General features: G+C 69.7%; 20 protein-coding genes and 3 pseudogenes. 15 read left to right on the forward strand and 8 right to left on the reverse strand.

The genetic code is table 11. From position 1 onward, the window contains the following. The first annotated feature begins 78 nt into the window (after positions 1-78). Positions 79-948 (forward strand): hypothetical protein, encoded by an 870-nt coding sequence (locus ACFWFZ_RS21280; RefSeq protein ID WP_387124352.1) that lies wholly within the window; start codon positions 79-81, stop codon positions 946-948. A gap of 316 nt (positions 949-1,264) precedes the next feature. After that, the gene (locus tag ACFWFZ_RS21285; RefSeq protein WP_387124353.1) at positions 1,265-1,816 is read left to right on the forward strand and encodes a hypothetical protein; all 552 of its coding nucleotides are present in this window, start codon (positions 1,265-1,267) and stop codon (positions 1,814-1,816) included. A gap of 1,159 nt (positions 1,817-2,975) precedes the next feature. On the opposite strand, the pseudogene ACFWFZ_RS21290 reads toward ACFWFZ_RS21285, so the two are convergent. Together ACFWFZ_RS21290 and ACFWFZ_RS21295 are read right to left on the reverse strand one after the other, a co-directional pair. Beyond that, positions 2,976-3,610: pseudogene (locus ACFWFZ_RS21290) on the reverse strand (transposase); the annotation flags it as partial. Between the two features lie 265 nt (positions 3,611-3,875). Further along, complete coding sequence (locus ACFWFZ_RS21295; protein WP_387124354.1) at positions 3,876-4,496, reverse strand: TetR family transcriptional regulator; 621 nt, start codon at positions 4,494-4,496, stop codon at positions 3,876-3,878. Between the two features lie 102 nt (positions 4,497-4,598). On the opposite strand from ACFWFZ_RS21295, the gene ACFWFZ_RS21300 reads away from it, so the two are divergent. From ACFWFZ_RS21300 to ACFWFZ_RS21325, 6 genes are all read left to right on the forward strand, one after another. Next, complete coding sequence (locus ACFWFZ_RS21300; protein ID WP_387124355.1) at positions 4,599-6,203, forward strand: CocE/NonD family hydrolase; 1,605 nt, start codon at positions 4,599-4,601, stop codon at positions 6,201-6,203. Between the two features lie 16 nt (positions 6,204-6,219). After that, complete coding sequence (locus ACFWFZ_RS21305; protein ID WP_387124356.1) at positions 6,220-6,666, forward strand: DUF6069 family protein; 447 nt, start codon at positions 6,220-6,222, stop codon at positions 6,664-6,666. Positions 6,667-7,101: 435 nt separating this feature from the next. Next, positions 7,102-8,115, forward strand: coding sequence for an AMP-binding protein (locus tag ACFWFZ_RS21310; protein WP_387124357.1), 1,014 nt, complete (start codon positions 7,102-7,104; stop codon positions 8,113-8,115). Continuing rightward, positions 8,085-8,564, forward strand: coding sequence for an acyl-CoA synthetase (locus tag ACFWFZ_RS21315; RefSeq protein ID WP_387124359.1), 480 nt, complete (start codon positions 8,085-8,087; stop codon positions 8,562-8,564). Before ACFWFZ_RS21310 ends, ACFWFZ_RS21315 begins: the two co-directional genes overlap by 31 nt. Before the next feature lie 152 nt (positions 8,565-8,716). Further along, positions 8,717-8,995, forward strand: coding sequence for a hypothetical protein (locus ACFWFZ_RS21320; RefSeq protein ID WP_359942842.1), 279 nt, complete (start codon positions 8,717-8,719; stop codon positions 8,993-8,995). Positions 8,996-9,611: 616 nt separating this feature from the next. Beyond that, the gene (locus ACFWFZ_RS21325; RefSeq protein WP_387124360.1) at positions 9,612-9,785 is read left to right on the forward strand and encodes a hypothetical protein; all 174 of its coding nucleotides are present in this window, start codon (positions 9,612-9,614) and stop codon (positions 9,783-9,785) included. Between the two features lie 451 nt (positions 9,786-10,236). Here ACFWFZ_RS21325 and ACFWFZ_RS21330 read toward each other — a convergent pair whose 3' ends face one another. Continuing rightward, positions 10,237-10,452, reverse strand: a complete 216-nt coding sequence (locus tag ACFWFZ_RS21330) for a DUF6243 family protein (RefSeq protein WP_387124361.1) — start codon at positions 10,450-10,452, stop codon at positions 10,237-10,239. A 583-nt stretch (positions 10,453-11,035) separates the two neighbouring features. Here ACFWFZ_RS21330 and ACFWFZ_RS21335 point away from each other — a divergent pair. The 4 genes from ACFWFZ_RS21335 (at position 11,036) to ACFWFZ_RS21350 (ending at position 20,298) form a co-directional block, all read left to right on the forward strand. Next, positions 11,036-12,616 carry a sigma-70 family RNA polymerase sigma factor gene (locus tag ACFWFZ_RS21335; RefSeq protein WP_387124362.1) on the forward strand — a complete coding sequence of 527 codons (1,581 nt, stop codon included), beginning with the start codon at positions 11,036-11,038 and terminating at the stop codon, positions 12,614-12,616. A gap of 401 nt (positions 12,617-13,017) precedes the next feature. Beyond that, positions 13,018-15,387, forward strand: a complete 2,370-nt coding sequence (locus ACFWFZ_RS21340) for a non-reducing end alpha-L-arabinofuranosidase family hydrolase (protein WP_387124363.1) — start codon at positions 13,018-13,020, stop codon at positions 15,385-15,387. A gap of 38 nt (positions 15,388-15,425) precedes the next feature. Next, the gene (locus ACFWFZ_RS21345; RefSeq protein ID WP_387124364.1) at positions 15,426-18,050 is read left to right on the forward strand and encodes an RICIN domain-containing protein; all 2,625 of its coding nucleotides are present in this window, start codon (positions 15,426-15,428) and stop codon (positions 18,048-18,050) included. Between the two features lie 448 nt (positions 18,051-18,498). Then, positions 18,499-20,298 (forward strand): ABC transporter ATP-binding protein, encoded by a 1,800-nt coding sequence (locus ACFWFZ_RS21350; RefSeq protein WP_387124365.1) that lies wholly within the window; start codon positions 18,499-18,501, stop codon positions 20,296-20,298. 151 nt (positions 20,299-20,449) lie between these two features. Here ACFWFZ_RS21350 and ACFWFZ_RS21355 read toward each other — a convergent pair whose 3' ends face one another. The 3 genes and pseudogenes from ACFWFZ_RS21355 to ACFWFZ_RS21365 form a co-directional block, all read right to left on the reverse strand. Continuing rightward, positions 20,450-20,806, reverse strand: coding sequence for a hypothetical protein (locus ACFWFZ_RS21355; RefSeq protein WP_387124366.1), 357 nt, complete (start codon positions 20,804-20,806; stop codon positions 20,450-20,452). A gap of 118 nt (positions 20,807-20,924) precedes the next feature. Continuing rightward, a complete protein-coding gene (locus ACFWFZ_RS21360) occupies positions 20,925-22,181 on the reverse strand; it encodes a DUF418 domain-containing protein (protein ID WP_387124367.1) in 1,257 nt (418 codons plus the stop codon). Between the two features lie 111 nt (positions 22,182-22,292). Continuing rightward, a pseudogene (locus tag ACFWFZ_RS21365) lies at positions 22,293-22,696 on the reverse strand (TerD family protein); the annotation flags it as partial. Positions 22,697-22,856: 160 nt separating this feature from the next. Here ACFWFZ_RS21365 and ACFWFZ_RS21370 point away from each other — a divergent pair. The 3 genes from ACFWFZ_RS21370 (at position 22,857) to ACFWFZ_RS21380 (ending at position 25,680) form a co-directional block, all read left to right on the forward strand. Then, a complete protein-coding gene (locus ACFWFZ_RS21370; RefSeq protein ID WP_387124451.1) occupies positions 22,857-23,408 on the forward strand; it encodes an alpha/beta hydrolase in 552 nt (183 codons plus the stop codon). Positions 23,409-23,881: 473 nt separating this feature from the next. Then, positions 23,882-24,562 (forward strand): response regulator, encoded by a 681-nt coding sequence (locus ACFWFZ_RS21375; RefSeq protein ID WP_387124368.1) that lies wholly within the window; start codon positions 23,882-23,884, stop codon positions 24,560-24,562. Then, a complete protein-coding gene (locus tag ACFWFZ_RS21380) occupies positions 24,559-25,680 on the forward strand; it encodes a sensor histidine kinase (protein WP_387124369.1) in 1,122 nt (373 codons plus the stop codon). The genes ACFWFZ_RS21375 and ACFWFZ_RS21380 overlap by 4 nt, the downstream gene beginning before the upstream one ends. Here the strand turns inward: ACFWFZ_RS21380 and ACFWFZ_RS21385 are convergent. Together ACFWFZ_RS21385 and ACFWFZ_RS21390 are read right to left on the reverse strand one after the other, a co-directional pair. Continuing rightward, positions 25,613-26,113 (reverse strand): annotated as a pseudogene (locus ACFWFZ_RS21385) (hypothetical protein). The gene ACFWFZ_RS21380 and the pseudogene ACFWFZ_RS21385 sit on opposite strands and share 68 nt — an antisense overlap. A 101-nt stretch (positions 26,114-26,214) precedes the next feature. After that, positions 26,215-26,595: a DUF6191 domain-containing protein gene (locus ACFWFZ_RS21390; protein ID WP_387124370.1), complete on the reverse strand. Its 381-nt coding sequence runs from the start codon at positions 26,593-26,595 to the stop codon at positions 26,215-26,217. Positions 26,596-26,607 lie beyond the last annotated feature (12 nt).

A 26,607-nucleotide genomic window follows, 5' to 3' on the forward strand; every position in this document is an offset into this window, starting at 1 on the left:
ACATCGCGTCGATCGACACCCCGCCAAGGGCATGGCGGACGAGGCACGAACAGCCACCCCGACAGACAGGAAGCACGCATGTTCCGACGACTCAGCACACTCACCATGACCCTGGCACTCGCCGGGACCCTCGGCGCCGGCACCGCCTCCGCCGCCGACACCGCGCCGAAGGACCGCGTTTCCGGCAAGCGCGTGCACAACGGCATGCAGATCGCCTTCAACCCGGCCATGCCCGACGCCTTCTGCACCGTGGGAGCGGTCGGCAAGGACGACTACGGGCGGAAGATCGCCATATCCGCAGGCCACTGCATCAACGACCCGCACTATGCGGACCGCGAGATCCACGAGAACATCGCCCCCGTCTACCACCGGCAGGACATCGCCGCCGGCCCGATCGGGTACGTGCGCTATTTCAAGGACCCCGAGGGTTCGATGACCGGACACCTGACCAAGGACTACATGATCATCGAACTGGTTGATGGAGTGGCACTCTCATCACAGGGGCCGCATCTGAAGCAGACCGGCGAACTGGAGGTCCCCGGCGGCAAGGCCAGCCCGAACGCCCTGTCGCCCGCCCGCGACGACGAGCGTCTCCTCGGCGCCGCTCTGTTCAACAACAACGAACTCGTGGTGTCCGGACAACTGGGCGTCTGGTACGGGCGGATCACCAACAGCAGCAGCGGCATCTACCAGTCGCACGCCAAGCACAAGGGTGGCGACTCCGGCGGCCCGGCCATCTGGCACGTACCGGGCACCGCGTACCCCTCTGAGGCCAATGGATTCCAGGCGGAGGGCCCCTGGGCGGGCATAACCAAGGGCATCATCCTCGGCATTCCCCCCTACGTATACACCAGCTCGGCCAACATCCTCGCCGACCTGCGCGCCCGTGACACCGCCGATCCCGCCGACGTCTACGGCTCGGGCTTCGAGGTGACAAGCAACCCGTAGAGCAGCACGTTCTTACGAGCGCCCACATAGGGAGGAGGGCCGGCGACACCGGCCGGCGCGACCCGGTCGGGTGAACTTTGCGACGGCTGGTGAACCGGTACGTCATCAGGGCGTCGGTCAGGGCATGAGGCCGATCAGAGACGTGAACATCGCGGAAGCCGGACTTGTCGTGCTGGCTTGATCGCACTTCGGGAGATCACGGCATGACCCGTCCGCGACCCGCTCCCCTATCAGTCCGACGCGCGGCACGTCCTCTTCGGCATGTCCTGACCGCCCACCGCCCGCGATACTTTCGATCAGTAACACAGGGGGAACCTTGAACACTCGTACGGTACTCGCCGTCCTCGCCGCCGCCACATTCGCACTCACCGGATGCTCCGGCGCCCAGGAGCTGTCTTATGGTGCCAAGGCGAAGAAGGACAACCTTGAGGTCAGCGTGTTGCGCGTGGTCGCCGGGACCTCCGGCGACCTGTCCGTGCTCAAGGAGGCAGCCAAATATCAAGGCCGTACGCCGTACTACGTCCATTACCGTGTGACCAAGACCGACGCCGGCGATGTGAACGGACCCTCCTTCGAGGTCACGGCGGACGGTGCCCTGTTGACCCAGTTGAACATCATGAGCGCCTTCCCGGAACCCATCGTGGGCACGGACGGGAAGCTCAGCTACAAGGACGCTCCGAAGTTCGACAAGTGCCTCGACGAACACAACTTCAGCGAGTTCAAGCAAGCCGCGGCCGACGAGAGTTACGAGGCATGCACGGTCTACCTCTCCGCCTCGGGCTCCAACGCGGCGCCCGAGAAGGTCGAGTGGGTAAAGGGCGGCCTTCTGCGGCGCAGCGACGACCAGGCGTTCGCCGTCTGGAAATGAGCCCGCCCGCAGAGAGCGCCACTCAGTCGGGAACGCACAGCCGCTTGGGTTGGCGACGGCGCCGTTGCGGGAGCGGGCAGCAGCGGCGCCACCCGCTCCCACAGGTCGTCGCCGGGGCTATCCGACCGGGGCGGCGAGCGCTACGGAACGTAACTGGGGGGCAGTTGGCGAGCGGGGGTCAGAGCGATGGCAGGCTCCCTGGGGGCGTTTCCGTGTGTGGCGACCGTCTTGCGTCGGTGTGGCAAAACGGACGTCCCTGGTCCGCCTCGCCGAACCCGCACCTTCTTGACCTGGGGACACGCCCCGCTTGCCGCCCCGCTCCCGGATCGCCTGCAACGTGCCGGCGATCAGCGAGACCGAGGTGCCGCTGCTGCGGCCGCCGAAGGGAGGGGAACCGGTGCCGTTGTCAGCCATGACACGAGTACGGCATTTCGCATGCCATACGGCGGGATCCCTGCCTGCGGGGGTATGGCTGCGCTCTCCGGCGTAACCTCAGATGCCGCACATAGCGACCACAGCGCACGCATTGCACATTGATCTTGAGTCCATTTTATGCTTCACGTGCCGCTGACCTGCTGTTTTCTTTAACGTGTTTCGGCTCTACATGGTTTGCGATGACCCATCACGTGGAGTGCGTGGCGATCCTGGAGCCGATCGCAAAGGGCGTCTGACCTGCGGTTTTGTCGGTGCGCATTATGTGTGTTGTGGGCGTTGCGGGCGATATCTTGACGCTGATCTGACGCTCGTGACGCTCGTTTGACGCTCATCGGAGGTGCTTCTTGATGGGGCGTCAACATTAGCTGACGTAGCGTCAGCGCGGGGAGTCGCCTTCCCGGCTGGGCCGTGTGTCTGGCCGGGGAGGCGGCCTTGTGCGTGCCGTGGTGCCGAATGCCGGCCTTGCCGGTTCGATGTGCGATAGCCCCTGCCGGTCACACTCTGTAGCAATTCTGGCTATCCGCTATTCGTGTCGGCGGTGGGGGTCAGGCCCCTCAGCCTGTCTTTTACCGTCCTGGCCGCCGTCCCCACTTCCGTGGGCAGAACGTCTAGCCGATGCCGGTCGAGGTGGGGTCAGGTCGTGTCCCTTCTCGTGGTGTAGCCGATCAATCGGGCGTTGTGTTGGTGGTGTGGGTAGCGTGGGGGCGCTTTCGGGGAGCTTGGCGGGGTAGAGCTGGTCCATGCTGCCTTCGGGCAGGTAGCGGCGGGGGAAGGCGGTCCACTCGTCGTGGAGCTCGAAGGGCACGGCGGCGACCAGCCGTAGGAGCGCGTCGTCGTTCGGGAAGACCTGGACGACGTCGGTGCGGCGTTTGACCTCGCGGTTGATCCGTTCCAGCGGGTTCGTCGACTGGATCTTCTTCCAATGTCGCTCCGGAAGACCGCGAAGGCGGTCAGGTCGTCCTTGGCCTCCAGCGGCATCGCTTTGACCTTGGGGAACTGGGTGCCGAGCATGTCGGCGACGGTGTCGAGCTGGGTGCGGACCGCGTCGGCGGTGGGCTGGGCGAAGATCGTGCCCCCGGTGTCCGCGCCGAGGGCCTTGACCAGGCCGTCGACAGACCGGGTGGACACCCCCCGGACGTAAGCCTCCATGATCAACGCCTATAGGGCCTGGTCGATCCGGCGCCGCCGTTCCAGCAGGGCGGGAAAGAAGCTCCCCGACCAGAGCTTGGGAATCGCGAGGTCCAGGTCGCCGGCCTGGGTGGTCAGTGCCTGGTCCCGGTGGCCATTGCGTAACGCGGTGCGCGTGTCGGTGTGCTCGTTCCACTCCGCGCCGATCCTCGCGGTGGCCTCGGCCTCGATCCTGTCGACGACGCCGCAGCCGTCGGGGCATCCCTGGCCGAACCCCGCTGTCGGCGGGTCAGGGCAATGATGCCCCGCGACCGCAAGCACTTCCACCGAGGCCTGGATACGGGCACGCAGCCTCTCTGCAGGAGTTCCGCGAAGTCGGAGGTCCCAGGTATGCGCGTACAGGCTTCCCGAGCCCGGGAGCGGAACGGCGCCGCGCGCCGGCGGGCTTGTCGGAGCGCTGGAGAACCATGTGCGGGATTCGCTGGAGAGGGTTGGGTCAGCCCGGGCTCGGGCCGTCGTCGCTGAGGCTCGGGGGCAGGGGGCCGGTGAGGTAGTGCTGGATGGTGGGGGCGATGAGGTCGGTGACGGAGGAGGCGGGGAGGGTGGCGATGGTGCCGATCTGCCAGATGTAGCGGTTCATGACCATGCCGACGATCTGGGTGGAGATGAGGCTGGCCCGCAGGTTGCGTTCGGTGTCGGGCAGGCTGTGGGAGACGACGGCCAGCACGAGTTCGGAGAAGAGCTGCCGCAGGCGTTGCAGGGCGGCGGGTTCCTGGGCGGCGGTGAGGATGATGGCGCGCAGGGTCTCGGCGGAGACGGGGTCCTCCCACAGGTTCAGGGCGGCCGCAACGAAGGCGTGCCCCCGGCGGTCCATGGGCTGTTCGGCGGCGGCGGCCACGGCTGCGCCGAACGCCTCGGGGGGTTGCATCACCTCTTCCAACAGCCCGGTCTTGGTGCGGAAGTAGTAGTTCACCAGGCCGGGGTCGACACCGGCCTCCTGGGCGACCGACCGGAGTGAGGTCGCGGCGTAGCCGCGCGTGGCGAAGGATCTGCGGGCGGCGGCGACGATCTTGTCCGCCTGCTCTCCGCGCTCACCCCGGGGGCCTCGACCGGTCACACCGCATCACCTTCCGTAACGGTTGGAAGAGGGCTTCCCTCAACGAGAGTTTCAGTATACGTTGAAATTAATTTCCACGCATGTAGAAATTAGGGGCTGGTCATGCGAACGATCAAGAACGAGTGGATCACCGCGTCCGACGGCATCCGGATCTGCGCTGATGTGTACCTGCCTGAAGGGGACGGACCGTTTCCAGCGCTGTACGCGGTGGCGCCGTACCAGAAGGACCTGCTGCACCTGCCGGCGGTGCCGATGTACCGGTTCATAGAGACCGGCCCCCTCGACTACTGGACCGGCCACGGCTATGCCGTCGTGGTCGGCGACCAGCGAGGCACCGGCGCGTCCGAGGGCCGGTTCGAGCTGTTCGGCCCCGCCGAGCAGCGCGACTTCTACGACACCATCGAGTGGATCGCCTCCCGCCCGTGGTCGACCGGCAAAGTGTCGATGATCGGCGAGAGCGCCTACAGCGTGAACCAGTGGCTGGCCGCCGCGCAGCGCCCGCCGCACCTGACCTGCGCGCTCATCTACAGCGGATTCACGGACGTCTACCACGACGCGGTCTACCACGGCGGGGTCTACTCGATGGGGTTCCTCAACTTCTGGTCGACCGACAACCTCCGCGCCGGCGCCTCGATCGGCGGCGGTACTCCGCCCCGGCCCGGCGGCACCGCCGACGTCGTCGGCATGACCCTGGACCGGCCCGTCTTCGACGACTGGTGGAAGCAGCGGGCGGTGAAGGTGGAGGACATCGACGTTCCGGTGCTGAACATCGCCTGGTGGTACAGCGTCGGCCTGCACCTGCGCGGTCAGCTCGACGGCCACGAACGGCTGGGGGGCACCGACAAGCGCCTCGTCGTACTCGCCGGCACCGACAGCCACGAGCGCTACTACCAGACCGATTTCCTCGACACCCACATCCGCCCCTGGTACGACCACTGGCTCAAGGGCGTCGACAACGGTGTCATGGACGGCCCGGCGGTCCGCATCGAGGTCGCCAACTCCGGGCGCCCGCCGCGGGAGGAATCCGAATGGCCGCCCCAGCGCGCCGTGCCGGTCACCCTCTACCTGGACCCCGAACCCGCACGCGCCGTCCCCTCACTCAACGACGGCAGCCTCGCCACCACCCCGCCCACCCGGCCGGCCTCAGCGGCGACCGTCTACGACTACCCCAACCCGGAGTGGACGGTGGGCACCACCGTCATCACCGACGGCATCCCGCAACCCACCCGGGGCATCCTCACCTTCACCACCGCGCCCCTGGAACACGACACCGAGGTCACCGGGAAGATCGCCCTGGTGCTGTACGCGGAGTCCGACCAGACCGACACCGACTTCCACGTCAAGATCTCCGAGCAGAAGGCCGTGCCCAGGCTCAAGAAGGCCCTCATGCGCAAGGTCGCGGAGAACGTACCGCCGCCGTCCGTCATGGTCACCCGCGGCTGGCTGAAGGCATCCCATCGCACCCACCCGCCCCATCCGATCGAGCCGGGAAACGTCGTCCGCTACGAGATCGAGATCTGGCCGACCTCCTACCTCTTCCCCAAGGGCAGCCGAATCCGCCTGGAGATCGCCAACGGCGACTCGGCGGTCGCCGACGGCCTGTTCCACCACTACTACGGCCACCAGGTCGGCCGGACCCTGATCCACCACGACGCCGACCACCTCTCCCACCTCGTCCTGCCCGTCATCCGCCAACCCGCCAACTGACAACGGAGCATCCACCATGGCCATCACATCGTCCTCACCGAGACCGCCCGCCCGCCACCTCACCGACACCCCCGGCAGAGCGGCTCGACCGGCTGCCATCGGCATCGGCCTCCTCGCCAATCTCGTCTACGTCGTCGTCCTCACCACCGTCGCCGGATACGATCTGATGGCCCCCGCAGGTTTCGGCCGGCCGGCCCAGACCGTTCAGATCGGCGTGGTGATCGCCGCCTCCGTCGTTCCTGCGCTGCTCGGCTGGGGACTCCTGGAGCTGCTGGAACGATTCATCCCACGGCGGGCCACCCTCATCTGGTCGACACTCGCGATCCTGCTGCTCGTCGGCGGTCTTCCCTACAACGGGGCCGGTGTCACCGCAACCGACCAGTTCCTGCTGGCCCTCATGCACCTGGTGGTCGGCGCGGCGGTGATCCCCGCATTCGTGATCACGTCGCTGCGCAAATCCTGACGCCCGGCTCGGGCCGCCCGACGAGCGCGTGGTGCACATCGCCGAGGCCGCTGAGGAGGTCTGCGCTCCTTCCCGGCCGAATGGCGCCGCCCCGCAGGCCCTCGCCGACGCCAGCGCCCAGCCCCCTTCCCCACCCGGCCCACCACGCGGGCCGCCCCACCCACGCCCGTCGGTAGCACGCATGCCGCGCCGCCGACCGGAGTCCGCCTGTGTGGGTCGGAGACGAACGCCACGAACTGTCCGAAGGCGGCATCGTCTACCTGCCGCGCAAACCCTGCGCGGCAATCTCATCCTCGGACCACCCTGCTGAGCCGACCGCCTCGCACCAGCCGTAGCGCCTCCCCGAGGGAGACGGTCATGCCGCCGCAGGACAACGCGCCCGGCACCGCCCTCCCGCCCAATCGGCCCCGCACACACGAACCCAGAGGAACCGTCATGACCAATATCGCCACCCTGCTGACGGGCTCCACAGCTACTCACGGTGACCGCATCGCCATACGACACGAGACCACTACGCTGACCTATGCCCAACTCGACGACCTGACCGCCCGGACTGCCGCGCTGCTGCAGGACCGCGGCGTACGCCCGGGCGACCGGGTGGCCGTCATCACACCCAACGTCCCGCACTTTCCCATCGCCTACTACGGAATTCTCCGCGCGGGGGCCGTCGTCGTGCCGATGAACCCATTGCTCAAGGCCCCGGAGATCGCCTTCATCCTGCGCGACGCCGGCGCCCGGACGGTGCTGACCTCCCCGATGTCGGCGGCCGAGACAGCCGAGGCGGCCGAGGCCACCGAAACCGACTGCCTGGTCCTCGAACCGGACAGCTTCGACTCCCTGCTCGACCGTATCGAGCCGATCGCCGCCGTCTTCGACGCGCAGGACACCGATCCCGCGGTGATCCTCTACACCTCAGGCACCACCGGTACGCCAAAGGGCGCCGAACTGACGCACCGCAACCTCCTCACCAATACCGCCACTACCGTGCACACCCTCTTCCACGTCGGCCCCGGCGACGTGCTCTTCGGCGGCCTGCCCCTGTTCCACGCCTTCGGCCAAACCTGCGGCCTCAACACGGCCGTGGCCGCGGGCGCCACACTGAGCCTCCTCACCCGGTTCGATCCGGCAGCGGCGTTGGAGATCATCCACAGGGACGCTGTCACCGTCCTCCTCGGCGTCCCGACCATGTACGCCGCGCTCGTGCACGCCGAGCTTCCCGACGGCTTCGACGCCCCGCGCCTGCGCCTTGCGGTCTCCGGAGGCGCGTCGCTTCCGGTCGAGGTGCTGCACGGCTTCGAGCAGCGCTTCGGCGTTGACGTGCTCGAGGGGTACGGCTTGTCCGAGACGTCCCCGGTGGCCGCCTTCAACATGCCTCGGTCGAGGGCGGCGGAGAGCATCCCGGCGAGCTCGCGGGTGTGGTGGGCGAGGGCGAGGTCGGCGAGATCGTGATCCGCGGCGAGAACGTCATGGCCGGCTACCACAGACGGCCGCGCGCCACCGCGGAGGCGATCCGCGACGGCTGGTTCCACACCGGCGACCTCGCCCGCGTCGACGAGGACGGCTACTACTTCATCGTCGACCGCGCGAAAGACATGATCATTCGCGGCGGCTACAACATCTACCCGCGTGAGGTCGAGGAGGTCCTGTACAAGCACCCGGCGGTCGCCGAAGCCGCCGTCGTCGGCATACCGGACCCTTGGCTGGGGGAGGAGATCGCAGCGGTGGTGGTCCTCAAGCCCGAAGGACAGGCCACCGCCGAGGAGATCCGCGACCACGTCAAGGCACAGGTGGCCGCGTACAAGTACCCGCGGATCGTCGAGCTCACCGATGCACTCCCCAAGGGGTCGACAGGGAAGATCCTCAAACGGGACATCGTCATCACCCCCACCGATTCTTGACCCGTGTCACATCCCGACAACGGTGTCGTCCCGCCTGCTACCGGCCCCTCACGCCAGAGGACCAGGAGCGCGCCTTCACGCACGAGTAGCCGGAGCTCACCAGTGACAGCCCCGAAGCGCGGGGCCCCACGACATCGACAGGAGGCCCTGCCATGGCCAACCCTGCCCTGATCCACCCGATCGCGGCCGCCGTCGGAGCCACGCGCGCGGCCGCCGCGTGGGCCTGGCGCCGCTACAAGGCCGCGGCCCTGGACGGCGTGTACCCCGGCTCTCCGGAACACCAGGCCGCGCTCAAGTCGGTTGAGGACCGCACCGCACCCCAGTTCACGTACTGGCCCGTACCTGCCGGACCACGACGCAGTCCGCGCACTACCAGACGGCCACCGACCATGACGCATGGAACATCTGTCCGCCGTCCCGGCGGATCGTGAGGGAGAGGCCCCACCCACGAGAACTACCGGCCGGCCCCCACTCAACCCAGAAGGCATCCGTCCCAGGCGCGACCCTTGTGGCCGTCTTCGGGAACCTGGTCGACGACCCCGAACCCGGGTTCGCCCCAAGGCGCAGTAGCCGCCGCGTGCCGCATCGCGTCCGTACCGCGCACGACCCATTGGCCCCACACAACTGCTCACAGGTGCCATTCCAGCCACTCATGCATGAGCAGCACCTTGATCCCGACAAGGAGTCCCGCCCCCGTGACCCGCACACCCGACGTCGTCACCCCCGACGGTGTCACCTTCGCTTCCCTCGACACTCATCGCCTGATCGTCACCCTTCCGAACCAGGGCCCCGCCGACGTCCGCTCGAACCTCCCGCGCGCCACCGCCGCCGCCATGCTGCGCCGTCTCGCCGACGAGCTCGACGCAGAGCGGCCGCTCGCCGTCCTGCCCGGGGAAGCCTTCGCCGCCCTCACCCAGCAGCTCGCCCGCCGCCACCGCCCCGCCGAGGCAGCCCGGCTCGCCGCCACCGCCGGGCCCGGTCGTCGTCCCGTCCTCGTTGACCAGCCGGAGCTCGACGCCGCGAACGGGCAGGCCTACGGAGCCGGGCTTGCGCGGTCGGTCCGGCATCCCCGCGGAAGCCCCGTCGGTCGGCCGGCACCTGGTCTCGATGCTGCGCAGCCACGCCGTCCATCTCGACAGGCCGCCCCGGACCGCCATCGACGATGTACTCGACCTCGCAGCCGCCCGCCGCGCCCGCCTCACCCGCCGGACGCAACGATGAACAGCGATACCACCCTCGGCGTGGCCGCCGCCGTCGACGCCCCCCACCGGGCCCGCGCCGGGCGGGCAGGCCCCGGCCGAGGCCGCAGGGAACCCCGAGGGCGGTCAGGAAGCCGTGCAAGGCATTGCCGGGTTCGACGGCGGGTGCCGTGGGGGTGGAAACCGCACAGGTCGACGAAAAGCTGTCCGTCGGGGAAGGAAGCGGCGATGCGGTGGGCGTGGGTGGACGGCGAAGGTGGTCTTGCCGACCCCGGGAGCCCCACCCTGGGGTGGATCACCTCGACGAGCGCCGCGGCGGCGGTGAGCCACTCATGGACCTCGTGGTCGGCCGGGAGGGAGTGGGACCGGCCGTGCCCCCGGCCCGGCGGCGGGGCTCGGTACGGCAGCAGGCCCGGACCGCGCGTCGCGCTCCCGGCCTGCCCTGTGCGCTGCCGCCCTGCGGCGGCCGTGCGTCAGCTCTGTGCGGGTTCGTCGCCCGCCTGCCCGGCGGCCTCGGCTGCGCCTGTCTTCTCGCGCATCCTGCGTACCAGCTCCGCCTTCTTGTCCGCTGCGTTCTGGCGGTCGAAGTTGCGGTGCGGACCGTTGTTCTGCCGTTCGGCGCGGGACAGCCTCTTGCGCTGGCCGCCGCCCTGGCCCACGGGGTTGTTGATGTTCTTGCTGTCGGTCACGGGTTCTCCCGGTGGTGATGTGAAGTGATCTACGGATTCATCGGTGGGGGACGGGCGGCGACGTCGAAGAACGTCAGCAGAGGCCCATCACGCTCTCACTCGTAAATCGGCGTCTGGAAGAACATGACAAGGACGTTACCCGGTTCCATCGGCCTCGCACACCAACCTCTTCGCCGCCCCGGCGTCGGCCGTGCCTTCGCCGAGCGCCTGGAGTCAGCCGATTCCTTCGGGAATCAGCACGAGCCTTCCTGGCAGGTGGCACGGTCGTACTTCGCGGTGATGTTGAGCTGGGCGGCCTTGGTCATACGCGCGCATACGCCTTCCCGCCGTTCTGGCCGAGGGCGTCGAGGTAGTCGTCGGCCGCCTGCTCCAGGGGGGCCGAGGGCGCTGTCGATCAGCGAGCTGCACCGGGCCGTCAGCGAGTTGGCCGAGTGCGACCGGACACACTCCCCGGGCACCGGGCCTTCCATGCCGGCACGCGGCCCAGACCGTCCGCCCGAGACGCAGGCTTTGGCCGTTTGCCGTCGTCGAGGCTAGGGTGTGCCGCCGTACTCGGCGGATCGCTCCCCTGAAGAAGGTGGGAATGGGGCTCAAGGACGCAGACCACGCGGATCTGGTCGTCGCGGCGCAGGCCGGTGACGATCGGGCGCGCGAGGAGCTGATCGCCGCGTACCTGCCGTTGCTGTACAACATCGTCGGGCGAGCGCTGAGCGGACATGCCGACGTCGACGACGTCGTCCAGGAGACCCTGCTGCGTGTGGTGCGCGACCTGCCCGCCCTGCGTGCCCCGGAGAGCTTTCGGTCCTGGCTGGTGTCGATCACGCTCCGCCAGATCAACACCCACTGGCACCGGCAGCACGCCCTCGCCGACCGGACCACGGTCATCGACGAGGCACTCCGCATACCGGACGCCGGCGCCGAGCCCGTGGACGTGACGATCCTGCGGCTGCACGTGTCGGACGAGCGGCGCCGGGTCGTCGAAGCCGGCCGGTGGCTCGACCCGGACCACCGGGTGCTGCTGTCGCTGTGGTGGCAGGAATGCGCCGGCCTGCTCAGCCGGGAGGACATGGCCGCCGCGACGGGGCTCACGGTCGCGCACGTCGGAGTGCGCCTCCAACGCATGCGGGAGCAGCTGGAACTGTGCCGGACGATCGTCGCCGCGCTGGAGGCCGACCCGCGCTGTCCGCAGCTGGGGGAGACCGTCGTCGCATGGGACGGTCACCGTGCACCGGTGTGGCGCAAGCGGATCGCGCGGCACACACGTGACTGCCCGGTCTGCATGGCGACGTCGGCGGAACGGGTTCCGGCCGAACTGCTGCCCCTCAGCCTCACGACGCTGGCCGTCCCGGCCGCACTGATCGCCGCGCTGGCCGCCAAGGGCTTGCTGTCCGGCACGACCGCGAGCGCCGCCGGGCTGGCCGCGGCCCCCGTCGCCGTCGGCACGGCGACGGGGGGAGGCGGTCTGCACGGCGCTCTGATCGGCAAACTCCAGGCGGTGACCGCTCATCCGCTGATGAGCCTCGCGACCGGCGCGGTGCTCATCGCCGGAACCGTCACCTATGCGACCTGGCCCGAACCGGCGCCTCGGGTGCCCGGCGCCACCGCCGCTCCCACGGTCGGCACTCCCACGCCCCTTCCCTCGCGCAGCACCACCTCGGCCGGACCGGCCCCGGCGAGTCCGTCCCCGGTGAGCCCGTCCCCGGTCAGCCCGTCCGCCGTCGCGGGCACCGTTGCGCTGGGTGCACAGTCGCTGGAGTCCGCGGACAGTCCCGGCCTGTTCGTCACGTATACGGGCGACTTCGCGTCGCTCGGCAGCGTCGCCGCGTCCGGCAGCGCGCAGGCACGACAGCGGGTCACCTTCACGGTCGTCGGGGGACTGGCCGACACGCGCTGCGTCACCTTCCGCGCCGCAGACGGCCGGTATCTTCGGCACCACTACCTGCGGCTGCGGCTGAGCACCGACGACGGCAGCGCACTGTTCCGTGAAGACGCCACCTTCTGTCCGCGTCCCGGGGCGGTCGCCGGGTCCGTGACCCTGCACGCGCACAACTATCCGGGATCGGTCCTCCGCCACCGCGACGGTGGCATCTGGCTCGACGGCTCCGACGGCACGCGGGCCTTCGCCGGCCAGGCTTCCTTCATCGTGCGCACCCCCGGGGCCTGAGCACCACTCCTCGGGCGGTCCCGACCGAGTCGCACGGTCCCAGCCGGTGATCCTCCAGCACTATTCCCCACGGTTGCACCACACCGTGGCCGGCGTTCACTGCGGATCAGTGCAACGCCCCTTTTCCGCGGGCGCGACCAGCCCAGGGCGCCCGGCATAACGCTTTCTGCCTGCGAGATGCATCACGGGGCAATCCTGCGGGCGGCGCCACTTTTCTGTTACGAGACCGCCTGCTCGCAAGCCTCCACTTCAGGGGTGTCCTTCCCGCCGCCGTCATGACGTGCCGACGCGGCAGGGTCCCGACTTCCCCCACCGACGTATCCCCTGAAGAAAGCCCCTCACATGACGCAGCACACCCACGAACCCGGAACGGCCGGTACGCAGGACCCCGGAGCAGAATCATGAAGGGCCTGCACCGGCTCCGCCGGCGTCGCCGGACATGGGCGGTAGGACTGTCGGCCACGGCGCTGGTGGCCGGCGTCGTGACGCTCCTCCCCAGCTCCGCCGGAGCCGCGGGCCTGGGGACCCAGGCCGGCCCCTCGGGCAGGTACTTCGGTACGGCCGTGGCCGCCGGCAGGCTCGGCGACTCCGCGTACACCGCGATCGCGGACCGGGAGTTCAACATGATCACCCCGGAGAACGAGATGAAGTGGGACGCAGTCGAACCGTCCCGCGGCAATTTCAACTTCGGCCCCGCAGACCGGATCGTCGATCGTGCCCTGGCACGCGGCCAGCGCGTGCGCGGCCACACCACGGTCTGGCACTCGCAGCTGCCCGCCTGGGTCGGCTCCATTCGCGACGCGCAGACGCTGCGCGGTGTGATGAACCATCACATCACCACCCAGATGACCCACTACAAGGGCAAGATCTACGCCTGGGACGTGGTCAACGAGGCGTTCGCCGACGGCGGCAGCGGCCGACTGCGCAGCTCGGTCTTCCAGGAGGTGCTGGGCGACGGCTTCATCGAGGAGGCGTTCCGCACCGCCCGCGCGGCCGACTCCTCGGCCAAGCTCTGCTACAACGACTACAACATCGAGAACTGGTCGGACGCCAAGACCCAGGGCGTCTACCGCATGGTCAAGGACTTCAAGTCCCGTGGCGTACCGATCGACTGCGTCGGGTTCCAGAGCCACTTCGGGGCGGGCGGCCCGCCGGCGAGCTTCAAGACCACCCTGGCCGGCTTCGCCGCCCTGGGCGTCGACGTCCAGATCACCGAGCTGGACATCGCCCAGGCATCACCCGCCCACTACGCGAACACGGTCAGCACCTGCCTGTCCGTGGCCCGGTGCACCGGCATCACGGTGTGGGGTGTCCGTGACAGCGACTCATGGCGCAGCGGCGAAAGCCCGCTGTTGTTCGACAGTGGTGGCAAGCCCAAGCCCGCGTACGCCGCCGTCGTGAGCGCTCTCCATTCCGGCTCCGGTACCACCCCGGGCAAGCCGACCGACGGTACGGGGGAGATCAAGGGCGTTGCCTCCGGCCGCTGTGTCGACATCCCCGGCTCCGCCACCGCCAACGGCACCCGGGCGCACCTGTGGGACTGCAGTGGACAGGTGGGCCAGCGCTGGACCTACACCGCCGCCAAGCAACTGAAGGTGCACGGCAACAAGTGCCTGGACGCCAAGAGCAATGGCACCACCAACGGCACCTCGGTGATCGTCTGGGACTGCAACGGCGGCGCCAACCAGCAGTGGAAGATCAACACCAACGGCTCGATCACCGGCGTCCAGTCCGGGCTGTGCCTCGACGCCGTCGGCGCCGCCACCGCGAACGGCACCACGATCCAGCTGTACGCCTGCGCGGCCGTCAACAACCAGAAGTGGACCTGGACCGCCCCGTCCGGGACGGGCGGCGGCACGTGTGATCTCCCGACGACGTACAAGTGGAGCTCGACGGGTCCCCTCGCACAGCCGTCGAACGGATGGGCCGCCGTGAAGGACTTCACCCACGTGGTGCTGGGCGGCAAGCACCTGGTCTACGCGTCGAGCGCGTCGGGAACCTCGTACGGCTCGATGGCGTTCAGCCCCTTTACGAACTGGTCGGACATGGCGTCGGCCGGGCAGCTCCGCATGAGCCAGAACGCGGTGGCGCCCACCCTGTTCTACTTCGCGCCCAAGAAGATCTGGGTGCTGGCGTACCAGTGGGGTGCCTCGCCCTTCAGCTACCGCACGTCGAGCGACCCCACCAACCCCAACGGCTGGTCCGCGCCGCAGCCGCTGTTCACCGGCAGCATCCCCCGCACCGAATCCGGCACCGGACCGATCGACCAGACCCTGATCGCCGACGAGAAGAACATGTACCTGTTCTTCGCCGGTGACAACGGCAAGATCTACCGCGCGAGCATGCCGATCGGGAACTTCCCGGGCAACTTCGGCTCGTCGTACACGACGGTCATGAGCGACACGGAGAAGAACCTCTTCGAGGCACCGCAGGTCTACAAGGTCCAGGGCCAGAACCAGTACCTCATGATCGTCGAGGCTCGGGGTGCGAACGAGCGGCGCTACTTCCGCTCGTTCACGGCCTCCAGCCTGAGCGGTGCGTGGACCCCGCAGGCAGACAGCGAGAGCAACCCCTTCGCGGGCAAGGCCAACAGCGGCGCCACCTGGACCGACGACATCAGCCACGGTGACCTGATCCGCACCAATCCCGACCAGACCATGACCATCGACCCCTGCAACCTGCAGTTCCTGTACCAGGGCAAGTCCCCCACCGCGGGCGGACCCTACGACCAACTGCCGTACCGGCCGGGCGTCCTCACCCTGCAGCGCTGACCTGCCCGATCCACGGTTGCACAAGGAGAAACACCCCCATGAACAACCCCACCAACGCCGGGCGCCGCGGACGTCACCGCCGTCGCGGCACCGCCACCGCTCTGCTGCTCGGTGTGCCCGCCACCGTCGTGCCGTACCTCCTGTTCGTGCAGGACGACTCGCAGGCCGCGACGGTCGACGACAGGGCCTACTACAAGCTGGTCTCGGTGCGCAGCGGCAAGGTGCTGGACGTCAACGCCTTCTCCACCGCCGACGGCACCCGCATCCAGCAGTGGACCGACCAGAACACCGCCAACCAGCAGTGGCGGCTGCGGTCCACCGGGAACGGCTACTACGAGCTGGTGAACCGCAACAGCGGCAAAGTGCTCGGCATAGCGGGCGATTCGACCGCGCAGGCGGCTGCCGCCGAGCAGCAGACCGACAGCTCTTCCGCCTCCCAGGAGTGGCGGATCGACGAGGTGAGCGGTTCCGACGCCGTCACCTTCACCTCCCACAGGACCGGCCAGGTCCTGGACGTCTCCGGAGCCTCCACGGCCGACGGCGCGGCGGTCATCCAGTACGGCGGCCATGGCAGAACCAACCAGCAGTGGAAGCTGGTGAAGACGGCCGAGGCGCCGGCCACCGGGACCGGACCGTACGCGTGGAAGAACGCCCAGGTGGTGGGCGGGGGTTATGTCACCGGGCTGGTGTTCAACCCCCGGGAGAAGGGGCTGCTGTACGCACGTACCGACATGGGCGGCGCCTACCGCTGGGACGCCGCGGCCGAGCAGTGGATCCCGCTCACCGACTGGCTCGGAGAGAAGGACTGGAACCTGCTGGGCATCGACGCGCTGGCCACCGACCCCGTCGACCCCGGCCGGCTCTACCTCGCGACCGGCACCTACACCAACGACTGGGCCGGCAACGGCGCGATCCTGCGCTCCACGGACCGGGGCCGCACCTTCCAGCGCACCGATCTCCCCTTCAAGCTGGGCGGCAACGAGGACGGCCGCGGGGCGGGTGAACGGCTGGTGGTCGACCCCGCGGACAACCGCACCCTGCTGCTGGGCACCCGCAAGAACGGCCTGTGGCGCAGCACGGACAGCGGCGCGACGTGGCGGCAGGTCTCCTCGTTCCCGGTCAAGGACGGGGCGAGCAGTGGCGCGGGCATCTCCTTCGTGACGTACGGTCCGGCCGGCAGCAAGACGGTCTACGTCGGCGTCGCCGACAGGTCCACCTCCCTGTACCGCTCCACCGACGGCGGCAGCACCTGGCAGGCGGTCCCCGGGCAGCCCACGGGTCAGTTGCCGCAGCACGGCGTGCTCTCCGGTGACGGCTCGCTGTACCTGACGTACACCAACGCCCTCGGACCCAACGGCGTGACGGCGGGATCGGTCTGGAAGTACGCACCGGCCGGCGGAACGTGGAAGAACGTCTCCCCGTCCCAGGGCGGCTACGGCTTCTCCGGCCTGGCCGTCGACCCGCGCCAGCCGTCCACGGTGATGGTCACCACCCTCGACCGCTGGTGGCCCGAGGACGAGATCTACCGCACCACCGACGGCGGCACGACCTGGAAGGCACTGGCGGACAAGTCGGTGCGGAACGCCTCCGCCGCTCCCTACGTCGGCACCCACACCGGGCACTGGATGACCGCTCTGGCCATCGACCCCTTCGACTCCGGGCACGTGCTGTACGGCACCGGCAACGGCATCTGGCGCAGCAAGGACGCCAACGCCACCGACAGCGGCGGCACCAGCCACTGGACCGCGGGGGCGCGGGGCCTTGAGGAGACCGCGCTGATGGACGCGATCGCCCCGCCCGGCGGTGCCGCTGTCGTCACCGCCATGGGCGACCAAGGCGGTTTCCGCCACGACGACCTGAACAAGGTCCCGGCCGGGCGGCTGAGCAATCCCGTGATGACCAACAGCACGGACATCGACTTCGCCCAGTCCATGCCCTCGATGATGGTCCGCGTCGGCCGCGGCGGCGCGCAGGACGGCGCCTACTCCACCGACGGCGGCATCAGCTGGAACGGCTTCAAGGCCGAGCCCGTGGCCGGTGCCCAGGACGGCCGCGTCGCGCTCGCGGCCGACGGCTCGACCATCGTCTGGACCCAGGCCGGCCAGGTCCCGTACCGCTCGACCGACAAGGGGGCGAGCTGGTCGAAGGTCAGTGGCCTGGGCACCGACGCCGTGGTCGTCGCCGACCGCTCCTCGGCCGGAACCTTCTACTCCCTTTTCCGCGGCACGTTGCACGCCAGCACCGACGGCGGGGCGACCTTCACCGCCCGGGCGACCGGCCTGCCCGCGGGCCGGCTCACGGCCGTCCCCGGCATCGCCGGAGACCTGTGGATCGCCGGCGGCGGCCAGGGGCTGCTGCACTCCACCGACGGCGGCCGCACCTTCACCACGCTCACCACGGTGAAGTCCGCCTCCGCCCTCGGCTTCGGCAAGGCCGCACCCGGCGCCTCCTACCAGGCCCTGTACCTGATCGGCACCGTCAAGGACGTCACCGGCGTCTTCCGCTCCACCGACAAGGGCGCCACCTGGCTCCGCGTCAACGACGACGCCCACCAGTGGGGCAGCATCGGTGGCGTCGGCGTCATCACCGGCGACCCGGACACCTACGGCCGCGTCTACATCGGCACCAACGGCCGCGGCCTCCAGTACGGCGACCCCTCCTGACCCCGACACGGGATGCACTCACGTTCGGCGTGTGAGCTGACGCGCGATCACTGACAGACTGCCGCCCTCCTGGCCGATGCAACATCTCGGTCGGAGGGCGGCTTTCCGCTGGAGAGCGGCCCGGGTTCGTAGGCGGTGGCACCGTCCTTGACCGCGGCGGAGCCGCAGGTGCCCGGCTCCGGCTCCGCCGACCCCGCCACCTCCTTCGCCGGCGTCGTCTGTTCCGGTCACTGCGTGCGGGCGGCTCCAGCCAGTTGGCGGGGGTCCGCCCGACGATCGACGGATGGCCGGAGAGACCTCTGGTCTTCCAGGCTGGGGCATGACACGCCACGCACGAGCAGGCGCTCGCCACCTCACACCGGCCACCGACCGGGGCGGCTGATCGCCACGACGTCATGGCTGTGATGCCCGCCTGCCGCAGCGGCAGAACACGTAGGGAAGGAATCTTGTGAACACCGCATCCGCCCCGGAGACGACGGGTGCCGAGTCGCAGCGCGTCCGCGAGACGCTCACCGCCCTGCACGGGTATGTCCGCCCGCACCGGTGGACCGTCGTGCTCGGCCTGCTCCTGGCGCTCGCCGGGTCCGCCGGCGGGCTGCTGCAGCCGCTGGCCACGAAGGCGCTGGTCGACCGGCTTTCGTCCGGTGGCACGCTCGCCACCATCCTGCTGGCCCTGACCGTGCTGGTGCTGCTGAGCACGGTGGCGGAGGCGTTCGGCGCCTACGTCCTGGAGCGGACGGCGGAGTCGGTGGTGCTGGCCGCCCGCCGCAGCCTCGTCGGCCGGCTGCTGCGGCTGCGGCTCTCGGCGGTGGACCGGATGCAGCCGGGCGATCTGATGTCCCGGGTCACTTCCGACACCACGCTGCTGCGGGCCGTCAGCACCCAGGCGGTGGTCAACGCCGCTACCGGGGCGCTGACGCTGATCGCGGCGGTCGTGGTGATGGCGTTCCTGGACGCCGTCCTGCTCGGCGTCACCCTCGTCGTGGTCGCGGTCGTCGGGGCGGGCGCCGCCCTGGTGATGCCGAAGATCGGACAGGCCGCCGAGCGCTCCCAGGCCGCGGTCGGGGAGATGTCCACCGGCCTGGAGCGGGCCTTCGGCGCGTTCCGCACGGTGAAGGCGTTCGGCGCCGAGGAGCGGGAGACCGCCCGCGTCGAGGCGTCGGCCCGGCGGGCATGGCGCCACGGCGTGCGCGGCGCGAAGTGGGAGGCCCTGCTGGGAACGGCGGACAATCTCGCCGTCGAGTTGGCGTTCCTCGCGGTGCTCGCGGTCGGCGGGGCGCGGGTGGCGTCCGGGGACATCCCTGTCTCCACGCTGATCGCCTTCCTGCTGTACCTGTTCTACCTGATGGAGCCGGTGTACAAGCTGGTCGAGGCCGCCTCCCAATACCAGGAGGGTGCGGCCGCGATCTCCCGGATCAAGGAGGTGGACCGCCTGGCGGCAGAGCCCCCGGCCAAGCAGCCGGTGTGGCCCGAGGCGGCGGCGCCCGTGCGGCGTCCGGCATCGGTCCGCTTCGAGGACGTGTCCTTCCGCTACGGGCCCGGGCTGCCGTACATCCACCAGCAGGTGGACTTCGAGGTGCCGGGCGCCGGGATGACCGCCTTCGTCGGGCCTTCGGGCGCTGGCAAATCGACGGTCTTCTCGCTCATCGAGCGGTTCTACGAGACGACCGGCGGGCGCATCCTGGTCGACGGCCAGGACATACGGCAGTGGCCGCTGTCGGAACTGCGGTCCGCCATCGGGTACGTGGAGCAGGATGCTCCGGTCCTGGCCGGCACGCTGCGGGAGAACCTGGTGTTCAGCGCGCCCGGCGCGACGGACGACGACATCCGCGCCGTCCTCGCCCGGACCAGGCTCGACACCCTCGTCGACCGTCTCCCGCACGGCCTGGACACCCTGGTCGGGCACCGCGGCTCGAAGCTGTCCGGCGGTGAGCGCCAGCGCGTCGCGATCGCCCGCGCACTGCTGCGCAGGCCCCGGCTGCTGCTCCTGGACGAGGCGACCTCACAGCTCGACGCCGTCAACGAGCTGGCACTGCGGGACGTCATCGCCGAGACGGCACGCGAGACCACCGTCCTGGTGGTGGCGCACCGCCTGTCCACGGTGACGGACGCCGACCGCATCGTCGTCATGGACGCCGGCACGGTCCGCGCGATCGGCACCCACGAGGAGCTGGTGGCCGAGGACGAGCTGTACGCACAGCTCGCCGCGACCCAGCTCCTGCTGCCCACCGGGCGCCCCGGCCGCTGAGAGAAGTCCCCCGGCTGCCCCCGCCACACGGTGGGGGCAGCCCTGCTGTACGGGCGGAGTGGCACCGGTTTCGAGGCACCAGACGATGCGTGAGGCTGACGGCAGAGCCTGCGTCACCAAGCGCTTCGCTCTTACGCGCTCAGTCCGCCACTCACCTGGAGTCCCCATGCCCGCCCTCATGGCCAAGGGCCAGCAGGTTCCACTGCACACGGCGGGCGGCCGCCCGCTCAACCTGATGCGGATAGACGAGCAGCGGTGTGACCAGGACGAGGACGCGGCGGGACTGTCCGGTCATCCACTGCCTGCGGTCGGCCGTGGTGATCAGGCATGCGAGCAGGGAACCGAAGGCCACGCCTACGGCCAGCGCCTTCGCGGCGAACGGTACGGCCGTGCCCAGTGCCTGCACGGGGGTGTGCGCCTGTGAGGTCGAGCCCGCCAGGATGACTTCGGCCGCGTGCTGGGCGATCTCGGAGTTGAGCGTCACCGCGATCTGGCTGTGCGTGAACACCCCGGTGAGCCGCTCGGGCCTGTTTCAGCCGTTCGGCGGGGTGCGGAACCGGACGGCCGATGGGAGCGGGCCGTCGGAGCCGGGGCGGGCCGTGAAAGACTGCCCGCCCCGGCCGGCGTCATCGGACGTACTTCGCCGGCTTCGTGGCGGCGTTGAGCAACGCCTCCAGCGGTCCGCGGCGGAAGAAGCGGGACCAGACTGCGGCGAACACGATCGCCCCGAGGATGAACGTGAGCACGGGGATCCAGGACGTCTGGGTGCTTTCGCCGGCCGATACGCCGAGCGTGGACTGGGCGAGGAAGTGGCCGACGTAGGCCGTCAGGGACATGGTGCCCACGGCGATGGCCGGCTTCGCGAGGCTGCGCAGGCGCGGCAGGCGGTCCATGAGCACCGTCGCACCGACGATCACGAGGATGGCGACGCCGGCGCTGCCGATGATGTCGAAGGTGGTGCCGCTGTGCGGCCCGGCGGACAGCAGTTCCGAGGCCGCCCGCTGGGGGGCCTCGAAGGATCCGCTGCCGAAGGACGACGCCTTCTCGAACCCGGCGGACGACTTCCCGCCCTCCGCCGTGCTGCGCAGAGCGTCCTTGCCCGCCAGGAGCAGGGACAGGCCGTACGCGCCGACGGTCAGGGCGGCGCCGAGCGCGGCCAGGCGCCGCTGGACGGAGACGGCCGAGAGGTCCAGGCGGGCCAGTGCCATGCCGGCGACGACGAACGACATCCAGGTGATCGTCGGGTAGAAGCCGGTGAGCAGCAGGTCGATCACGCCGACCTCGCTGATCTTCTTGAGCGGGTCGTAGGCGTCGATGGTCTGCTGGACGGACTCGCTGAGCAGCGAGTTCAGGAAGAACGCCAGCTGGGGTGTGACGAGCGCGAGCCCGGCCGCGGTGATCGCCAGTGCCTTGGCGGACAGCCGCAGCAGGGGCAGGGCGACGAGGAAGTAGACACCGTAGAAGCCGAGGATGATCACGCCCCCGTACTCCATCGCCAGCACGCTGCCCAGGGCCAGCAGGACCACGGCGCGGATCGCGATCCGGGCCTTCGCCTGTCGGCCCGCCAGGCCGGTCTTCGGCTCACGGCGGCCGGCGATCAGCATCAGCGAGTACCCGGCGAGGGTGGCGAACAGGACTGACGAGTGCCCGTCGGCCAGATACCGGACCCAGGTGCCGACGCCGTGCGTGGACGAGAGCACCGGGCCGATGTGAACGATGTACATGCCGAACACCGCCAGTGCGCGGGCCAGGTCCACGCCGACCAGGCGTCCCATCGAGGGACCGCCCGAAGCCTTCCCGGCGGAGTCGGGCGAGGCTGCGGGCACGGGAGACGCGTTCTCCCGCGGAGCTGACGTCGCCTGCGGCGGCTGTATCTGTGTCATACGAGGAATCTCCCGGTGCTACAGGGGGGCGGACCATCCGACAGGCTTCGGTGGGACCCCCGCCGACTGGCCGGGACCATCCCGCCGACCGGCGGGCCAGGGCGGACGGGATCAGAGGTGGCGGTCGATGGCGGGCAGGAGGTCTTGGAAGGTGGCCCCGGAGGCGGGTTCGCCGATGGCGGTCAGTTGCCACGCCCCGTTGATGCGGGAGATCTGGGCGGTGTGGTGGCCACCGCCGGACAGGGTGTACCGGGCGAGTTCGACCCCCGTCGATTCGTCGATCAAGCGGCAGTAGGCGTTCTCGACCTCGTCGAAGGTCGCGCCGGTGAAGGGGTTCACGGTGAAGACGATCTGGTCCCTTCCGCCGGCATCCGCGTGAAGTCGACCGTGATGGCCTCGTCGTCCCCCGGCCCGTCTCCGCCGGTGCGGTGGTCGCCGGAGTGCTTCACGGCACCGAAGATGCCGGTCAGGTGCTGGAAGCAGACGACCTCCACGACTCGCCGGCCCGCGTACAGCGTCCTGGGCCCGACCTCTTTCGGCCAGGAGCAGACGCCGGGCGTCGTCGTGGACCACTCCGCCGGCGCTGCCGGCACCTCACGGCTCACCGTGGTGGAGAAGCAGACGGTGCCGGTCCCCGGCAGCAGACGGCCTTCGGCCGACGGCCAGATACAGAAGATGGTCGTACGAGGCGGCGCCTCCGGCATCAGCGGCCCCGCGTACGTCCACCTCCCGCCGGAGTACTTCCGGCCGGGCCACGCGAAGAAGTCGTTTCCCGTATCGGTCGTGCTCACCGGCTACCCCGGCAACGCCAAGTCCCTCATCAAGGTCCTGAAGTATCCGACGACGGCCAACCGGCTGACGGCACAAGGAAAGATGCAGCCGATGGTCCTGGTGATGCTGCGCCCGACCGTCGCACCCCCTCGCGACACCGAGTGCGTGGACGTACCCGGAGGTCCGCAGGTCGAGACGTTCCTCGCCCGCGACCTGCCGGAGGCGGTCTCGGGTGCTTATCGGGTTGGTGAACACGCTCGCAACTGGGGCGTGATCGGTGACTCGACCGGCGGCCACTGCGCGCTGAAGCTGGGCCTCCACCACCCGGACCGGTTCGCGGCGAGTGCGGGACTGTCCCCGTATTGGCGTCGGCGCCGTCGCCGCCACCAGCGGCCACTCGGACAGCAGCATCCGCACCCCGACACGTACGCCGTGGTGGGTCCGGTCGCCGCGTAGGGCGATCAGGTGGGCGTAGCCGTGGGCCAGGGCTGGGGCGACGGCCGTGACCAGGAGCCACTGGGCGCTGGTGAAGCGGTCGGCCGCCGCCGTCTCCCCCTGCTCCGGCAGGGCGGCCAGCATGGAGCCGGCCAGCACCGCCCCGGCATGGCGGGAGGGTCCTCGAAACGGTACGGACATCGATTGCGGCCCTCGGACTGGGCGCGGGGCCACGGACCGATCCCACGGTACGAGCACGGCGGGCGCCATCCGCCGAGCCTCGCCCGCCGGCCTGCCGACCGGCCGGAGCGCACCCCCCGACCGGCTGGAGCCGACCCGCCAGGTGTCCACAGTCCGTGGGTGATCACGCCACCACATACCCTGCCCGGCGTACGGTCGACGTCAGGCGAACCCGTACGAGCACGCGAAGCCCCCGGGTTTACGGGTCGCCGAGCCGCGGGACAGCGCAGACGAGAGTGTGAGGCGGGACGCCGGTGATCCGGGTAGTGGTGGTGGACGACGAGGCCCTGGTGCGGTCCGGCTTCCAGATGATCCTGAACGCGTCCGAAGGCATCGAGGTCGTGGCGACCGCCGAAGGCGCCCAGGCGGCCGACGTGATCCGGCGCGAGCTGCCGGACGTCGTCCTCCTCGACATCCGCATGCCGGACGTGGACGGCCTGACCGTCCTGCGGCAGATCCAGGAACTGCCCGAACCACCGCACGTGGCCATGCTGACCACCTTCGACACCGACGAGTACATCCTCACCGCCCTGCGCTCAGGAGCCTCCGGCTTCCTCCTCAAGGACACCGAGCCCGAACAGCTCGCCCAGCTGGTCCGCACCCTGGCCGCGGGCGGCGTCGTGATGTCGCCCAAGGCATCACGCGCGCTGCTCCGCAGCCACCCGGGGGCCGGAGCACCCCAGGACGCGGACGTCGCGCGCGTCGGCCTGCTCAGCGACCGTGAACGCGACGTCCTCGTCCTGGTCGCCGAAGGACTCTCCAACGCCGACATCGGCACCCGCATCCACCTGAGCGCGGGCACCGTCAAGGACCACGTCAGCTCGATCCTGACCAAACTGCGTGTCACCAGCCGCGTCCAGGCCGCACTCCTCGCCGAGCGCGCCGGACTGCTCACCCACAACGATGACGACACGGCACGGGACAACGGACGATGAGCACGGGCCGGGCATGGTGGCGGCGTGTACCACCCTGGGCCGTCGACACGGGGCTCGTGATGATGGCCGCGCTCGACGCCTGGATCAACCTCCTGGGCGAGGGCACCCTTCTGATGTGGGCCTGCGCCACCGCAGGCTCCGCCGGCCTGCTCCTGCGCAGGCGCTTCCCGCTGGCCGTCTTCCTGCTGACCCTGCCCATGACCCTGTTCATGGACGTGGCGGTCGCGCCGATCGCCGCCCTGTACACACTCGCCGCGTCCACCCGCAACCGCCCGCTGCTCGCCGGCTGCGCGCTGCTGAACGCCGCGGCGGGCACCCTCGTCTGGCCGCTGTCCGACGCGTTCGACGGCGACCGGACGTGGACGCTCGTCCAGTTCGTCTACACACTGGCCACGGCCGTCGCCCCCGTCCTGTTCGGTCAGCTCGTGCAGGCCAGGCACGACGTGGCCCGCCAGCTCGTCGAGGTCAAGGAGGCCCGAGAACACGAACGCGCCCTCTACGCCCAGACCGTCCTCGCCCGCGAACGCGCCCAGCTGGCCCGCGAGATGCACGACGTCGTCTCCCACCAGGTCAGCCTCATCGCCGTCCAGGCCGGAGCCCTGCAGATGGCCGCCAAGGACCCCGACGCCCGCGAGGCCGCGCGCACCATCCGCACCCTGAGCGCGAACACCCTTGACGAACTCCGCCACATGGTCACCCTGCTCCGCGCCTCCGGCGGCAAGGCGACCGAACTCACCCCCCAGCCAACCCTCGCCGACCTCCAGCAGCTCATCGCCAACAGCGGCATCGAGACCACCCTGACCGGAGAGCTTCCTCCCGGCATCAGCACCACCGCCCAGCGCACCGTCTACCGCACGGTCCAGGAAGCCCTCACCAACGTGCGCAAGCACGCCCCCGGAGCCCGCGCCGAGGTACGCCTCTGGCACGACGCGCACCACTTCGGCGTCACCGTCACCAACACCGCCCCCACCCGCCCGACCGTCGCCCTGCCCAGCGCCCGCCACGGCCTCATCGGCCTGAAAGAACGCGCCGAACTGCTCGACGGCACCCTCACCGCCGAACCCACCCCAGAAGGCGGTTACAAGATCGAACTACGAGCCCCCACCCGGTCCGACTGAGCACAATTCGCCCGACGCAGCCGGCGCTGGTTCTCAGTCCTTTGTACGTCTCGTCGCTGGGCAGCGGCACGATGAGCCACTGGCCCGGCGGGAAGAACCGGCCCTTCGTGTAGGCCAGTCCGCCGTAGACGGACCGGAGGAACGCCGGGGACGCAATCGCGCGGTACGTCGTGGAACTCCACGTGATCCACGGTGATCTTCGCGTCGTCCTCGGGGAAGACCGGACGCTCACGGTGGGGATGCCGGAAAGTTCGACGAAGGCCTCGTGCGGCAGCGAGCCGTCGGGGTCGACCGTGGTGAAGATGCCGGCCGATGTGCGGCGCGACGTCTGGTCGGCCCCGATGTCGTCGGTGACGGTCATCTCCAGGCCGTGGTCGCCCGCGATCTCGCGTATCGCGGTGACGGCTGCCTCGGTGGTCGGCAGGTCGCCGATGACCGCCGGCTTGCCACACGCCCGTGCGGCCGCCCCCAGAACACGCGCCAGGCCGAGAAGCAGGGCCAGGTCCGGTAGGAGGTAGAGCGTCTGCGGCGGCGTCACCGGGCGGGACCGTCTCCGGCCTCCGACCGGGCTTCGGCCGTCGGCCGGGGACCGGTAGTCCCCTCCTCGCTGGGCATGACGATGCTGGCGATGCCCTTGTCCAGGTCGATGCGCGTCCGCGGCGGGGCGCCGTCGCCCTCGTCGTCGCGGAGCACTTCCTGCAGTTGCTGCTGCTCGATCTCGACCAGCTTGTTGGCGTTGAAGATCAGGTTGAACTCGTCGAATGCGTGACCGGTCAAAGGGCGCCGTGCACTGCTGCGCCGGAAGAGGATGGTGCGCCCCTTGAAGAAGCGGCGCAGGACCAGTTCCGTCCCACAGCATATGAACAGCAACAACGCGAGCCCCGGGAGAAGGGCTTCGCTCCAGATAACTGACATCGGATATGCCTC

The sequence above is a fragment of the Streptomyces sp. NPDC060232 genome, assembly GCF_042726555.1.
Taxonomy (GTDB): domain Bacteria; phylum Actinomycetota; class Actinomycetes; order Streptomycetales; family Streptomycetaceae; genus Streptomyces.

What these genes read in the sequence shown, in the direction of transcription:
- ACFWFZ_RS21280 (WP_387124352.1), top strand. Translation starts at nt 79, where the DNA reads ATGTTCCGACGACTCAGCACACTCACCATGACCCTGGCACTCGCCGGG.
- ACFWFZ_RS21300 (WP_387124355.1), top strand. Translation starts at nt 4,599, where the DNA reads ATGCGAACGATCAAGAACGAGTGGATCACCGCGTCCGACGGCATCCGG.
- ACFWFZ_RS21305 (WP_387124356.1), top strand. Translation starts at nt 6,220, where the DNA reads ATGGCCATCACATCGTCCTCACCGAGACCGCCCGCCCGCCACCTCACC.
- ACFWFZ_RS21310 (WP_387124357.1), top strand. Translation starts at nt 7,102, where the DNA reads ATGACCAATATCGCCACCCTGCTGACGGGCTCCACAGCTACTCACGGT.
- ACFWFZ_RS21320 (WP_359942842.1), top strand. Translation starts at nt 8,717, where the DNA reads ATGGCCAACCCTGCCCTGATCCACCCGATCGCGGCCGCCGTCGGAGCC.
- ACFWFZ_RS21335 (WP_387124362.1), top strand. Translation starts at nt 11,036, where the DNA reads ATGGGGCTCAAGGACGCAGACCACGCGGATCTGGTCGTCGCGGCGCAG.
- ACFWFZ_RS21340 (WP_387124363.1), top strand. Translation starts at nt 13,018, where the DNA reads ATGAAGGGCCTGCACCGGCTCCGCCGGCGTCGCCGGACATGGGCGGTA.
- ACFWFZ_RS21345 (WP_387124364.1), top strand. Translation starts at nt 15,426, where the DNA reads ATGAACAACCCCACCAACGCCGGGCGCCGCGGACGTCACCGCCGTCGC.
- ACFWFZ_RS21360 (WP_387124367.1), bottom strand. Translation starts at nt 22,181, where the DNA reads ATGACACAGATACAGCCGCCGCAGGCGACGTCAGCTCCGCGGGAGAAC.
- ACFWFZ_RS21370 (WP_387124451.1), top strand. Translation starts at nt 22,857, where the DNA reads ATGGTCGTACGAGGCGGCGCCTCCGGCATCAGCGGCCCCGCGTACGTC.
- ACFWFZ_RS21380 (WP_387124369.1), top strand. Translation starts at nt 24,559, where the DNA reads ATGAGCACGGGCCGGGCATGGTGGCGGCGTGTACCACCCTGGGCCGTC.
- ACFWFZ_RS21390 (WP_387124370.1), bottom strand. Translation starts at nt 26,595, where the DNA reads ATGTCAGTTATCTGGAGCGAAGCCCTTCTCCCGGGGCTCGCGTTGTTG.